Source organism: Streptomyces sp. NPDC002156 (assembly GCF_053593675.1).
Map to the genome: position 1 here is coordinate 22,192 of NZ_JBSFDA010000066.1, position 13,960 is coordinate 36,151.

Sequence of the window (13,960 nt, forward strand, 5' to 3'; positions counted from 1 at the left end):
ATGCCCGCCGCACCCGAGCCGTTCGCCCGCCTGGCCGACATCCTGGCCGAGGCGGCCGGCGGGGTGCGCCCGACCACGGTGGAACTGGCCGAACTCCTGTGGCTGGCACGGCAGATGGAGCATCAGCCACCGTCGTCGGCGCAGGCATCGGTACAGCCGCCCGCGGACCGGACCGATGCCTCCGCGGCCGAACCCGTGCCCGGTGAAGCGGAAACTCCGGAGGAGACGGGGGAACCCGCCGGTCCCGCCCCGGGCCCGCCCCGCAGGAGGAAGGAGGAGCGGGAGGGGTCCGTACTCCACGACCGTGTCCCCCTCCATCTGCCGGTCACGGCCTCCGCGTCCAGTGACCCAACGTCCCATGTCTCCCTGCTGGCCCCCGTCCCACCGATGCTGCGCCGCCCGCTGGCCCTGCAACGGGCCCTCCGTCCGGTCAAGCGGCACACCGACGCGCCGGTCGGCCATGAGTTCGACGAACGGGCGACCGCCCACCGGATCGCCCGCACGGGCGGCGCCCCCGAGTGGTGGCTCCCGGTGCTGCGCCCCGCCCGCGAACGCTGGCTGAGCCTGCACCTGGTCCAGGACACGGGCCCCACGATGCCCGTGTGGCAGCCGCTGTTCCACGAACTCCACACCGTGCTGGCCCAATCGGGTGTCTTCCGTACGGTGACCGTGCACCGGGCCCGCCCGGACGGCACGGTCAGCGGCTCCAGCGGCCACGCACCGGCGACGGGACGTACCGTGACGCTGCTGGTCAGCGACTGCATGGGCCCTCAGTGGCGAGCGGGCGAGGCAGGCATCCGCTGGTACACGACGCTGCGCCGCTGGTCCCACCGGATGCCGCTGGCCGTCGTCCAGCCCCTCCCCGAACACCTGTGGCGCGACACGGCCCTGCCCACCACGCCCGGCCTGCTGACCGCTCCGTTCCCGGCGGCCCCGCTCTCGGCGCTCACGTTCTCCCCGTACGACCCCTACCCTCCCGACGACGCGGATGCCCGGTACGCCGCCGGAGGAGCCGTACCGCTCCCGGTCCTGGAGCCGGACCCGGCCTGGCTCGGTCACTGGGCGGAGCTGGTGGCGAGCCGGGGCGGCAACCGGATCGCCGCTTCGGTGGCCCGCCTGACGCACGCCCCGGCCCGGCCGGACGAGTCCGGGGACCTGGCCGACGCCACCCGGTTGCCCGCCGAGGACCTCGTCCTGCGCTTCCGGGCGACCGCCTCTCCCGAGGCCTTCCGGCTCGCCGGCCATCTGGCGGTGGGCCGGCCGGATCTCCCTGTCATGCGCCTGGTCCAGGCCGCGGTCGAACCGGCCCCGCGCCCACAGCACTTGGCGGAGATCATCCTCAGCGGGATGCTCACGACCACACCGGGACCACCGGGTTCGTACGCCTTCCGGCCGGGCGTCCAGGAGCTGCTGCTCCGCGGTCTGCCCCGCAGTGCGCGGGGGCGCGTCACCCAACTCCTGGAGCGGACAGGGGCGTTGATCGACGAACGGGTCGGGCTCGCGCGAGGGGAGTTCCGGGCGAGTACGCCGTCGGCGTCCGGTACGGAACGGATGGCGCGCAGCGAGCCGATCGCCACGGTCAGCCGGGAGAGCGCCCGGCGGCTGCTGGGAGGAGCGGACACGGGGTTCGCGGGCGGCCGGTACCGGTTCATGGAGGGGTCCGGGGCGGACGACGGGCTGCGGCAGGCGGAGGACACGGAACTGGGACGGACGGTGTCGGTCTGGACGCTGCCCGCGCCTCGCGACGAGGCGGCCCGGCGGGCCTTCCTGCGCGATGCGGCGGCCTTCGCCGGGATCGAGCACCCGAATGTGCTGGCGGTGCTCGACTACGGCGTCGAGGACGGCCGGCCGTACGTCGTCATGGAGCGGCCGACGGCCATCACGCTCAACTCCCTTGCCGGGCCCGACGACTGCCGACTTCCCGCGGCGCTGCTGCTCTCGGTGGGACAGCAGCTCGCGGAGGGGCTCAGGGCCGTGCACCGTGCCGGTCTCACCCACGGCCGGCTCGCGATGACCCGGGTCCTCCTGCTGCCGGCCGGGACGGTCAAGCTCATGCCCGGCGCCCTCGGGCAGATCGAGGACCACGGGCAGGAGGAACAGTCCGCCGATCTGCACGCACTCGGCGTACTGCTCTTCCAACTGGCCTCGGGCGAGGATGCCTTCGCCTTCGCCGGTACGAGCATTGAGGCCTCTCTGCTCACCACCCTTCAGCCCGACGAGACGCAGCGCTCCTTTGCGTCCGCTCTCACCAGCCTGCTCTCAGGAAACCCCGCCGCACAGCAACAGGGCCGGTTCCTGCTCTCGTCCATCAGTCCCGTCCTCGTGGCCGGCAGGACGCTCCGCTACTCCCTGCTCGGCCGCCCCGCCATCAGCCGCGGCAAGGCGAGGCAGCCGGACCTCGACCATCCCCCGACGCTGGCGATGCTGTGCATGCTTCTCCTCCAGCACGGCCGCGAGGTGACCCACGTCCGATTCGCCCAGGGCATCTGGGAGGGCCTGCCGGTCGACGCCGCACGGGCCCTGCTGGAGGGCTGCGCCGCCCGGCTCCGCACCGCCCTGGGCCCCGGCGTCCTGGCCACTCTCCCCGACGGCTACTCCCTGCACACCAGCACGGACTTCGTGGACGTGATCCGGTGCGAGCGCCTGGTGAGCCAGGCGGAGACACGACGCGCGGCGGGCGACATCGCGTCGGCCCGCGGCCATGTGAACGACGCGCTGAAGCTGTGGCGCGGTGTCCCCCTGGAGGGCGTCCCCGGCCCCGCCGCCCACGCCGCACGCTCCCGGCTCGACGACCTCCGGCTCTCCCTGCTCGCGACCCGCGCCGAACTCGACATGGAACTGGGCGAGTTCACACAGGTCTCCGTCGACCTCGGCGCGCTTGTCCTGGAACACCCGTTCCGCGAGGACTTCCGGCGACTGCAGATGATCGCGCTCCAGCGGCAGGGACGCGTCGAGGAGGCCCTGGAGGCGTACGAGGACTACGAGTCCGCTGTCGACTCCCCCCTCCGGAGCCCGGAAATGCTGTTTCTGGGGCGGGAGTTGCGCGCCCAGTACAGGGAGGGCCCGGGGGAAGGTGACTCGCCCTACGAGTACGAGGAGACTCCGAACGCCGGATCGCCGTACCGCTTCCTGTCCGATCCCGACGAACTGCCGGACAACCCGTGGGACGACGGCCCCGACGACGTGTACGACGAATACCGCACCGCCGCCGTCTTCTACCGCTTCGCCGACGGCCCTCAGCCCGCCGAGACGCGCGCCCTGCTGCACCGGACGGTCACACGGCTGCTGGCGGCGAGCGGTCTGGAGGGTGGCGAGTACGAGCTGCTCACGCACGACGAGGGCTGTGCGGTGCGCATCAGGGACTGGGGGGCCGTACTCTCCCTGCTTCACGTGACGCTTGATCAGATCCGTTACAGAGTCGCGGAGTTGGACGGTGCCCGACTGCGCGTGTCCTTCCTCGTCCTCCCTGTCCTCTCGCCGGACCAGGGCACCGAGATGTCCCGTACGGCAGCGGCGATGGACGTGCTGAACGCCTCGGACGCGGATGCCGTCGTCGCCGTGACCGCGCCCTCCGCGGACCTGCTGGAAGAGGAGTTCGGCTCCACCGCCCCGCAGGAACTCCGGCACGCTCTGGGCTCCGACCGGACGGGCGCCCCGCCGACCGCATGGCACCGCCCCTTCCACCTGTCCCGGTTCATCGGCTCCGGTCTGCACCTCTTCCCCACCGCCCGGGGCCCTTACCCGCTGCCGGCCGGCGGCGCACGCCCGGTGCCCGAAGACGCGGACACAGCCGTCGTCTACGGATTCCCCCGCAGTCGGCTCGACCGCGCCTGGGCCTCCGACGCCCTGGGCTACTACGAGGTCGACCTCGCCCCGCACAGCAATTGGCTCAACATCCTGGGGCCCACGCTGAACGGAGCCCCCGTCTTCAGGGCCACCGGGAAGGTCACCTGGCGGATCTCCGACCCCGTCGACGCCCTCTGGCACACCGACTCCGGAACCGTCGACGCGATTCACAGCCGCCTGTCCTCGGCGCTGGGCGACATCACCGTCACCTATCCGCCCGCACACATGACCAAGGCCCAGGCGGCACTCGACGCCGGCCTGGCCCGGCACACCGTTCCCGGCCACGCACTCATCTGGGAGGTCTCGCTGAGCACCCCCGCCGCGGCCACCGCACCGACCTCACCCTCGCGGGGCGAACCCTCCATCGCCGCCGCCATCGCCGGCGCCGACTCCGTCCTCCTCGGCTTCAACGGCCCGCTGGCCCGCCTGTTCCGGCCGGACGAGGCGACCGAAGCAGCCCGCGAACTCGCCCGCCACCTGGCCGAACGGAACAGCCGCGAAGCCCCGCTCCCCCCGCCCGAGATCTTCACCGACCCGCTCGACCTCCTTCGCGCCTTCGCGGAACACGACCTGGCGGAGGAGGTGAGCCTGCGGCTGGACGAGATCGAGCTGCGCGCCGTAAGCACCGCGGAGCCCCGGCCGTACGCCGATCTGCTGGTCCGCACCCTCGACACGAAGGGCGTGGGCGTGGCCGTCGTCACCGACCATGCCACGGAGACGGCCGAGACCTATCTGCGGAACCGCGACCTGATGTCGAGCGTGCGCGGTGGTGCGCACGGCCGGGCCACCGGTCCGACCAGGCTCATGCCGCACCCGCACTGTCTGCTGATGGCCCTGGACCAGCTCGGTACCCCGGCCTCCCGCACGCTCCTGGTCGGCTACTCCGCCGCCGAACGGCAGGCGGCCCACGCCCTCGGTCTGCCCTTCATCGCCTTCGCCCGCGACAACCAGGCACAGCACCAGCACAGCGCGCCCAACGGCGCCCCCCTGCTCGTATCCGGTCTGCTGCCGCTGCTCCTGGCGGCCCAGGCGCGTTGAACCACAACCCGCCGATCACCTTATCTTTTCTCTACTTCAGACATAAGAGACAAATACCCATACGGCGGCACCCCACCCGGCCCTCTACAACAGGCGCCCCCTCCCCCACCCCCCGCACGATGCCAGTGGAGGCCCGTCGACCGGTGGGCCCGTACGGTCTGCGCTCTCGGGAGGATCTGCCATGACCGTCAGTCTGGAACAGATGCGCCGCTGCCATTTCGCCGTCGACCTCGGGGCCGCGCGGACCCGCGTCTACGTCAAGGGGGCCGGGCTCGTCGTCGACCAGCCGTCCGTCGCCGCCGTGAACACCAGGACCGGTGCGCTGATCGCGGTCGGGGAGTTCGCCGAGAAGATGACGGGACGTACGCCCGACTACATCCGCGTCGTACGGCCCGTGTCCGGTGGGACCGTCGTCGACATCGAGATGGCTCAGCGCATGCTGCGGCACCTGATCGGCGACAAGGTACGGCGTACGCTGCGCCGCAAGCCGTTCCTGCGGGCCGCCGCCTGCTACCCGCACGACGCCGACCCGCTCGCGCAGCGCGCGACCATCGAGACGCTCGTCGGGCTCGGTGCCCGGCGCGTCGAACTCGTCGACACGCTCATCGCCGCCGGTGTGGGATGCGGGCTGCCCGTCGAGCAGCCCGAGGCGACCATGGTCATGGTGTGCGGGGCCGCCGCCACCCAGCTCGCCGTGCTCTCCCTCGGCTCCATCGTGACCGCCGAGCGGATCCCGGTCGGCGGCGAGGCAGTCGACCACGCGATCGTGCAGCATCTCCGGCATCAGCACGAGCTGATGCTGCCCAGTCAGTCGGTACGTCCGCTGCAGCTCGCCCTCTCCGGCAACGGGCTCACCCCGCACGGGCCGGAGTCGACCGAGATCCACGGACGGGACGTCGCCACCGGCCTCGCCCGTTCCGTCCAGGTCGACACCGCCGCCGTGCGCGACGCCATCCAGACGCCGCTGACCGCCGTACTCGACGGGATCGGCAAGGTGCTGCGGGACTGCCCGCCGGACCTGGTGGCCGACCTCGCGGATCGCGGGATCATGATGGTCGGCGGCAGCGCGCTGCTCCCCGGCCTCGACCAGATGCTGCGGCAGGCCACGGGCATGCCGGTGCACATCGCCGAGCGGCCGGACGTGTGCGCGGTGCAGGGCCTCGGGTACATGCTGGAGGGCAAGATCGAGCCGCTGGTGCTGGATCCGCTGGCCACCTGAGCCGACAGTACTCCCCGTCATATGTCGGGCGACGCGCTGCTGCCTCCCCCTCCCCCTCTCCCGCCCCGTCTCGAAGCCGTGCTCGGCATCGGTACCGATCTCGAACTGCGCGCCACGCTCCAGCACATCGTGGACGGCGCCGCCGAGTTGACCGGTGCCCGGTACGCGGGGCTCGGGATGGCCGACCCCGGGCACGACGGTCTCGTGGAGATCCGCAAGGCCGATCTGGGGCGCGCCGAGCGGGCGGGCATCGCCGTCCTCGACGTACCGATCCTGGTGGAGGGCGGGGAGTTCGGGCGGCTGTATCTCGCCGAGAAGCTCGACGGCAGTCAATTCACCGACTCCGACCGGCAGTTGCTGAGCGTTCTCGCCGCGCAGGCAGGTATCGCGATCGGCAACGCCCGGCTGTACGAGACCGCCCGGCAGCGCGAGCGCTGGATCGAGGGTGCAGCCGCCGTCACCACCGCGCTGCTCACCGGCGGGGCCGACGACGACGCGCTGCTGACCGTCGCGGACCGCGCCCGGCTCCTCGCCGACGCCGCCGCCGGTGTCATCCTGCAGCCGACGGACGAGGGCGGTATGGAGGTCGTCACCGCCGCCACGCTCGACGGCGACGATCCCGGTGACGGGGACATCGTGGGGACCGTCATCTCGCCCGGGAGTCCTGTTCTCGTTCAACTGCTGGGCGGGGAACCCGTGTTCGTCGACGACTCGGCGACCGACCCGCGGATGACGACCCCGGTACGGCACCGGTTCGGGCCGAGCATGCTGCTGCCGTTGCAGGCCGAGGGGCGGCTGATCGGGACGCTCGCGCTGCCGCGCCGGCGCGGGGAACGGCCGTACACCGACACGGAAAAGCTTCTCGCGACGCAGTTCGCCTCGCAGGCCGCCCTCGCGCTCGTCCTCGCCGACGCCCGGCGCCGGCGCGCCCGTCTCGCGGTGTACGAGGACCGCGACCGGATCGCCCGCGATCTGCACGATCTCGTCGTCCAACGGCTGTTCGCCACCGGCATGATGCTGGAGTCCACACAGCGCCGGGCGGTGGGCGACGACAAGGTGCGCGAGATTCTCGGGCGTGCGGTCGACGAACTCCAGGCCACCGTCCAGGAGGTCCGTACGACCATCTTCGCTCTCCAGCAGCCCCCGGCCGACGCGCCAACCACCTTGCGCGGCAAGGTACTTCGGGAAGCGGCCGGTGCGGCGGCGGTGCTCGGCCGCCGGCCTTCCGTCCACTTCACCGGTGCCGTCGAGCATCGCGTCCCGGCCCCGGTCGCCACCCAGCTCCTCACCGCTCTGCGCCGCGCGCTCGCCACCGCCGTACGCCGTCCCGGTGTCACCCGGGTCGCGATCACGGTCGACGCGACGGCGGTCCTGCCGGACGGACGGGACGGGGTACGGCTGACGGTCTACGGCGATGGCGACAGCGGCGACGGCCCATCGGGCGCAGGCTCGGGTACAACCGCGCTCTGGCAGGCCCCGCTTGAAGACGGCACTCTGGGGGAGGTGACGGAACGTAGACGGCGGAGGGGCAGTCGGTGACGGACATTGACACGCGTAACGGCACGCTCGTCGGCACTCGCTTCGGCACGTGCATCGACACGGGAATGGATCCCGGCAGGGACACGGGCAGGCACACCGGGAGGGGTACGCGTGTCGTGGCGCGTGTCCGTACGCGCATCGGTGTGACCGGGCATCGTTCGATCCCCGCCGCCGTCCTGCCGTCCGTGCGTACGGGCATCCGCCGACTGCTCCAGGGCGACGAGGAGTTGGAGGCGCTGAGCAGCCTCGCCGCCGGGGCCGATCAGCTGTTCGCCGACATCGCCCTGGAGCGCGGAATCCCGCTCACGGCCGTGATCCCCGGTATGGACTACGAGGCCCACCTCGGCGACGCCGACACGCGGGCCTCGTACCGCCGCCTTCTCGACTCCTGCCGTACGCGCGTGAATCTGCCCGTCGAGGCGACGCACGAGGAGGCCTATTTCGCGGCGGGCCGCTGGATCGTCGACCACGTCGACCAGCTGGTCGCGGTGTGGGACGGGCTGCCCGCACGGGGGCTCGGCGGCACCGGGGACGTGGTGGAGTACGCGCGGCGCACGGGGGTCGCGGTGACGGTGCTGTGGCGGCCGGGGGTGCTGCGGTCCTGACGTCGGGGCGGTCGCGGATTCCCGCCTCGGGCGGCCACGGTTTCCGGTCTCGGGGCGGCCACGGTTTCCGGGCCTCGGTCCCTCCGGTCCGATGCATGGCTCTTGGCGAACTGGTGCGCTAATTTGTGGTGCAGGTCACCGGTGAATGGGCACCCGTGGTGAGCGGGGGAGGTTCTGTTGACCCCGGCACAGCTGCGGGCCTTCTCCGCGACCGTCCGGCTCGGCTCCGTGAAGGCCGCCGCGGCCGATCTCGCCGTCACCGAGGCCGCCGTGTCGACGCACGTCGCGCATCTGCGCAGGGAACTCGGCGACAAGCTCTTCACCCGGACCGCCCAGGGGCTCGCGTTCACACCGGGCGGGCTGCGGCTCGCCAGCCGGGCGGCGGAACTGCTCGGGCTCCAGGACCGCACGATCCTCGAGGTCCGGCAGGCCGGTTCCGGCCGGCGGCTGTTGCGGGTGGCCGCGTCGAGTCTGTTCGCGGAGCATGCCGCGCCCGGTCTCATCGAACTGTTCGCGGGGCGCGCGGACGATCTGGACGTCGAGCTGAGCGTGCACAGTCCGCAGCGGTTCGGCGCGTTGCTGGTGAACCGGGCCGTGGATGTGGCCATCGGGCCGCCTCCCGCCACCGCCGTCGTCGGCGACGAGAGCATGCCTGTGGCGATGGCCATGAACTGCACCCCCTTCCTCAACTACCAGCTGATCGCCGTCGTGGGACCCGACCATCCGCTCGCCACAGGGGCCGCCGGTGGTGCGGGGGTACGCGAACTCCGCGAGCAGACCTGGCTGTTGGGGCCTTCCGCCGTCGGCCGGGTCGGCATGGTGCCGTCCGTGCTGCGCTGCCTGGGCGTCCCCGAGCACAACCAGCGCATCTTCCAGAGCCATGCCGCCGCGGTGGAGGAGGCCAAGCGCGGGAAGGGGGTCGCCCTCGCGGTGGCGTTCGCTGTCGCGAAGGACATCGCCGGTGGCGGGCTCTGCCGGCTCGACGCGCCCGCCCTCCCGGCGCGTGGTTCCTGGAACGTCCTCGCCCTCGCCGATCGCGAGGAGCCGCCGACGGCCGCGGAACTCCGGCGGTTCGTCACCACGCCTCGGGCCATCCAGGCGATGCTGCGTGGCACGGGGGTCACGGTGGGGCGGTTTCGGCCGGCGATTCACGTGACTCTGTGGAGTTGAGGCTCCCCTGGACAGGTAGTTCGTTGGCTGCGGGCCTGTGGGGGCTGGTCGCGCAGTTCCCCGCGCCCCTTAGGGCGCGGGTTCCCGCTGAGGCTGTTCAGGACATCAACCTTGCCGTCGATCACTTGTACGTGATGTCCGAGGTGCTGTAACGGCAGTGAGTGGCGTCCGGGCCGGTGCCGAGGGACGGGGGTTCGGCGCCGGTGGAGTTGCCCTGGAAGCGTTCGCAGATGACGAGCTTCTTGCTGCTGTCGCCGACGACCGCGACTCCCGAAATCGTGGCCGTGTCACCGTAGTTGGCGTTGATGCCGACCAAGGCCTTGCCGGGGCTGGTCGCCTGGACGTTCTTCACCACGATGTGGCGCTCGAACTGCGTCTTGCAGTTGCCGCACGAGCGGACCAGCTTGCCGAAGTCGGCGACCTGGAAGTTCTGGACGGTGAGCGTGCCTGCGCCGTTGAACTGGAAGACCTTGTCGTCCGCGTTCCGCGCGCCGCCGCCGGAGACGAGATACGTCGCCGAGGCCGACTTGCTCTTGAACGTGGCCGCGTCCTCACCGACGTCCTCCCACCACACGTTCTGGAGCGTGCAACTGCCCAGGCAGTGAACGCCGTCGGCGGCCGGGGCACCCAGGATCACGTTCTTCAGGACGGCACCGTCGGCGAGTTCGAAGATCGGGCCCTGGTTCTCGTCCTGGTCGGCGCTGCCGAGGGCGTCGGAGCCGTAGAAGCGCTTGAGGCCGCCGTCGTACGTACCCGAGACCTCGATGCTCGCGGAGACCGGCTGCACGCCGGCGACCGTGGGCCACGCGCCCAGCGTCGTGCCGGCGGAGTCCGTTCCGGAGGCCGGGGTGGTGGAGGCACTCGCGGACTTGCTCGCCGAAGCGGAAGCCGAGGCAGAGGTAGAGGCAGATGCCGATGGGGACGCGGACTTGGAGGCCGACGGAGAGGCCGACGCCGACTTGGTCGCCGAAGCCGAAGCCGAAGCCGACGGTGACTTCGTCTCCGACGAGCCGCTGTCCTCCGCCACCAGCGTCCAACTCTTGCCGCTCGCCTTGTCGCAGGAGTTCTGCTGCGCCAACCCGCCCTTGATGTTGAGGCACTTGGCGCTCTTGCCGTTGACCAGGTGGTAGGCGTCGCCCACCGCCGTCAACTTCCACACCTGCGACGTGCCGCCGTCGCAGGTCTGCTGCTGCACCGCCTTGCCCGCGGAGGCCGACGCGCCCTTGACCCCGGCGCACAGAGCGCCGACGACGCCCTTGACCGTGAACCCGCCCTCGGTGTCGGCCAGTTGCCAGGTCTGCCCGGCGGCCGAGTCGTCGCACGCGGCCGTGCCAAGCTGCGCACCGCTCACGGTGGTCGAGGCCGCCCCCGTCAGACAGGTGCTGTCGGCCGCGTTCACCAGGCGGTATGTCCCGGCGCCCGGGCTGGACGCGGACGCCGTCATCAGCACCCCGCCCGCGACCGCGCCACCGCCCACGGCCGCGACCAGCGCACCGATCAGTACGCCCCTGCGACGGCTCGTTCTCTTGCGGCGCGGTCCGCGCCCCACTGCTCTCTTGCCCACGTCGTCACTCTCGTTCGGGAGTTCGCGCTGTTCCGTTTCCGACGCCCGTCTGTCGCCACCGGTGATCCAGGGGTTGCCGCGTCCACGGAACTTTGTGGGAACTGTGTGCTTCCCGAGTCGGAGTCGGGTGAGTGCCGTGCGCTCAGCGGGAGTTCGCGGCCCCAAGGCGAGCCACCTCGCCCGGCACCCGTAGCAGCGCCCCGAAGCTGTCCGCCGGGAGGAGCAGGTCGACGTACGGCAGCGCGGTGGACATCGTCGTCGTACGGGGTTCGAAGCCGGGGGCGGCTGCCCTCGGGTTCAGCCAGATCACCGTGTGGGCGCGGCGCCGCAGCCGGGCCATGGCCGCCGCGAGCCGGTCGGGCGGGTCACCGTCCCAGCCGTCCGAGCAGATGAGGACGACGGCTCCGCGCAGGGTGCCGCCGTGGTGCGAGGCGAGCAGGGTGGCGAGGCAGTGCGCGATCCGGGTGCCGCCGAACCGGTCGCCGACCCGCTCGGTGGCCTCGTCGACCGCCGCCTCGGCCGAGCGGCGTCCGAGGACCGTGGTGAGGCGGGTCAGTGTCGTCGCGAACGCGAACACCTCGGCGTCCGTCGTCAGCGCGAGTGCCCGCATCAGATGCAGATACGCGACCGCCTGCGGCTGCATCGACCGGCTGACGTCACACAGCACGACGACCCGGCGGGGCCGTTCCACCGGCCCCGTCCGCACCAGCCGCACCGGCTCCCAGCCCGTCCGGCGGGCCCGCGCCACGGTCTCCCGGATCGCCACACGCGGCCCGCCGGCCCGTACCGCGTACCGCCGCGACCGGCGCCTGGGCCACTCCCCCAACGCCCTCTCCAGCCACCGTCCGAGCAACTCCGCGTCGCTCGGGGCCAGTTGCTCGAACGGCGTGTCCACCGAACCGGCCAGTTCACTGGGCAGACGTTCCGGTACGGCGGTCAGCGTTCGGTGGTCGTCCTGCTGGTCCGCCCCGGTGACGGCAGGCGGGAGGGTGACCCAGGGCAGGCCCGAATCGCCGGTAGCGGCAAGGGAGTTGACCGACGACGAGGGGCCCTTCTCACCCACCCGCGTACGTCCGTTCCGGCGCGCGTGCGGGTCCACGGCAAGCACCGCCTCGCCGAAGACACCGGCGAACACCTCCTCGAATGCCGCCAGTTGGCCGTACTCGCGGACGAGGGTGACCCGGGCCGTCCAGTACAGCGCCGTCCGCGAGGCCGGTGGAACAGCGGCCAGCGCCCGTACGAGGTCCTGCGTGGCGGTGAGGCCCACGGGTACGCCCCGCTCCCGCAGCCGGGTCGCGAGCGCGACGGCGAACGCGGCCCGGTCAACTGCCCGCAGCACAGGACCGGTTGGCGTCACCGGACCAGGAGGTAGATCACCACGGCCACGACGACTGCGGCTACGGCCACCGGGATCAGCCGTCTGCCGACGGACCCTCCGGCCAGCCGCATCAGGTCCAGCGGTTCCTGCACGGGCTGCGGCGACACGGCCACCGGGACCGGAGCCTGGGCCCGCATCTGCGGCTCCGGCGCCGCCACAGGAACCTCCGCCTCCGCGTCAGCCGCCTCCGCGTCAGCCGCGTCCGCGTCCGGCGCCAGGAGCTGCGCCTCCACGTTCTCGATGAACTGGGCGAACAGTTTCTCCGAGATCTCCTTGATCATCCCGCTGCCGAACTGGGCCAGCTTTCCACTGATGTTGAGGTCGGTGGACACCGTCACGACCGTCCCCGCGCCCTCCGCCCGCAGCCGGGCGTCGATCGTCGCCGACGCGTTGCCCGCCCCGCGCGTGTCCTTGCCCACCGCGCTGATCACCGCGTGATGTGCCGCCTCGTCCTTCTCCACGAAGCGTGCCGTGCCCGCGAACTGGCTGATCACCGGCCCGACCTTCACCTTCACCCGGCCCCGGTAGACCTCGTCCTCCACGCCCGTGAGCTGGGCGCCCGGCATGCACGGGGCGAGGCTCTCCAGATCCGTGAGCGCCTGCCAGGCCCGCTCGACGGGCACGCCGACCTCGAACTCGTTGTCGATCTTCATGGTTTCCTCGCTTGTCCGGGGTAGCCGAGCTCTTCGAGGGCCTCGGTGACGGCGACACGGTCGTCGGGGCTCTTGGCGACGGCGCTGAGCGTGGCGACGATGTCCCCGCGTGCAAGCCGCGCCACCCGCAGCGCGGCCAGGGCCGACACCCAGTCGATGGCCTCCGCCATGCCCGGCGCCTTGTCCAGGTCAAGGCCGCGCACCCGCCCGACGAACTCCGTCGCCGACGCGATCAGCGGCTCGTTCGCCGCCGGTACCGAGCGGCGCAGGATCTCCGCCGCGCGCTCGGGGGCCGGGAACTCGATCCAGTGGTACAGGCAGCGGCGGCGCAGCGCGTCGTGCAGTTCGCGGCTGCGGTTGGAGGTGAGGATCGCGATGGGTGGCCGTACGGCGGCGAAGGTGCCCAACTCCGGGACGGTGATGGCCGATTCGCCGAGGAACTCGAAGAGCAGCGCCTCGAACTCGTCGTCGGCGCGGTCGATCTCGTCGATGAGGAGGACGGGCGGAAGTGGGCCTTGGTGGCGTACCGCGCGCAGAAGCGGCCTGTCGAGCAGGAACTCCTCGGTGAACAAGTCCGTTTCCGTCAGCCGCTGTTGGCCATCCCGTCCCTGCTGTCCCTGCTGTCCGTGCGCCTCGGTGAGCCGGACCGCGAGCAGCTGACGCTGGTAGTTCCACTCGTACAGCGCCTCCCCCGCCGTCAGTCCCTCGTAGCACTGCAACCGGATCAGCGGGGTGTCCAGGGCCTCGGCGAGGGCTTTCGCCGCGCTGGTCTTGCCCACGCCCGGCTCGCCCTCCAGCAGCAGCGGCCGGCCGAGGACGGTGGCGAGGAAGAGGGCGGTCGCCGCGCCCTCGTCCACCAAGTACCCGACGTCGTCCAGCCGTTGGCGTACGTCGTCGGCGTCCTTGAACAGGGCCGGCGGCACGGGCCGGGCGGGCGGTTCGGACATC

8 protein-coding genes and 2 pseudogenes are annotated in these 13,960 nt (G+C 71.9%); 5 read left to right on the top strand and 5 right to left on the bottom strand.

Translation table 11 applies throughout. The annotated features are described in order from the left end of the window. The 5 genes from ACWCRB_RS25445 (at nt 1) to ACWCRB_RS25465 (ending at nt 9,417) form a co-directional block, all read left to right on the top strand. Nucleotides 1–4,884, top strand: a complete 4,884-nt coding sequence (locus tag ACWCRB_RS25445; protein ID WP_450998231.1) for an SAV_2336 N-terminal domain-related protein — start codon at nt 1–3, stop codon at nt 4,882–4,884. A gap of 181 nt (nt 4,885–5,065) precedes the next feature. Then, nucleotides 5,066–6,103, top strand: coding sequence for a rod shape-determining protein (locus ACWCRB_RS25450; protein WP_235479382.1), 1,038 nt, complete (start codon nt 5,066–5,068; stop codon nt 6,101–6,103). 21 nt (nt 6,104–6,124) lie between these two features. Then, nucleotides 6,125–7,642, top strand: a complete 1,518-nt coding sequence (locus tag ACWCRB_RS25455; protein WP_450998232.1) for a sensor histidine kinase — start codon at nt 6,125–6,127, stop codon at nt 7,640–7,642. A gap of 65 nt (nt 7,643–7,707) precedes the next feature. Beyond that, a complete protein-coding gene (locus tag ACWCRB_RS25460) occupies nt 7,708–8,247 on the top strand; it encodes a hypothetical protein (protein WP_450998245.1) in 540 nt (179 codons plus the stop codon). A gap of 177 nt (nt 8,248–8,424) precedes the next feature. Next, nucleotides 8,425–9,417, top strand: coding sequence for a LysR family transcriptional regulator (locus ACWCRB_RS25465; protein WP_450998233.1), 993 nt, complete (start codon nt 8,425–8,427; stop codon nt 9,415–9,417). A 121-nt stretch (nt 9,418–9,538) separates the two neighbouring features. On the opposite strand, the pseudogene ACWCRB_RS25470 reads toward ACWCRB_RS25465, so the two are convergent. From ACWCRB_RS25470 to ACWCRB_RS25490, 5 genes and pseudogenes are all read right to left on the bottom strand, one after another. Next, a pseudogene (locus ACWCRB_RS25470) lies at nt 9,539–10,318 on the bottom strand (pectate lyase); the annotation flags it as partial. A 168-nt stretch (nt 10,319–10,486) separates the two neighbouring features. Further along, nucleotides 10,487–10,861: pseudogene (locus ACWCRB_RS25475) on the bottom strand (RICIN domain-containing protein); the annotation flags it as partial. Between the two features lie 262 nt (nt 10,862–11,123). Further along, the gene (locus ACWCRB_RS25480; RefSeq protein WP_450998234.1) at nt 11,124–12,338 is read right to left on the bottom strand and encodes a vWA domain-containing protein; all 1,215 of its coding nucleotides are present in this window, start codon (nt 12,336–12,338) and stop codon (nt 11,124–11,126) included. Further along, nucleotides 12,335–13,012 (bottom strand): SRPBCC family protein, encoded by a 678-nt coding sequence (locus ACWCRB_RS25485; RefSeq protein ID WP_450998235.1) that lies wholly within the window; start codon nt 13,010–13,012, stop codon nt 12,335–12,337. Before ACWCRB_RS25485 ends, ACWCRB_RS25480 begins: the two co-directional genes overlap by 4 nt. Next, nucleotides 13,009–13,959 carry an AAA family ATPase gene (locus ACWCRB_RS25490; protein WP_450998236.1) on the bottom strand — a complete coding sequence of 317 codons (951 nt, stop codon included), beginning with the start codon at nt 13,957–13,959 and terminating at the stop codon, nt 13,009–13,011. The genes ACWCRB_RS25485 and ACWCRB_RS25490 overlap by 4 nt, the downstream gene beginning before the upstream one ends. Nucleotide 13,960 lies beyond the last annotated feature (1 nt).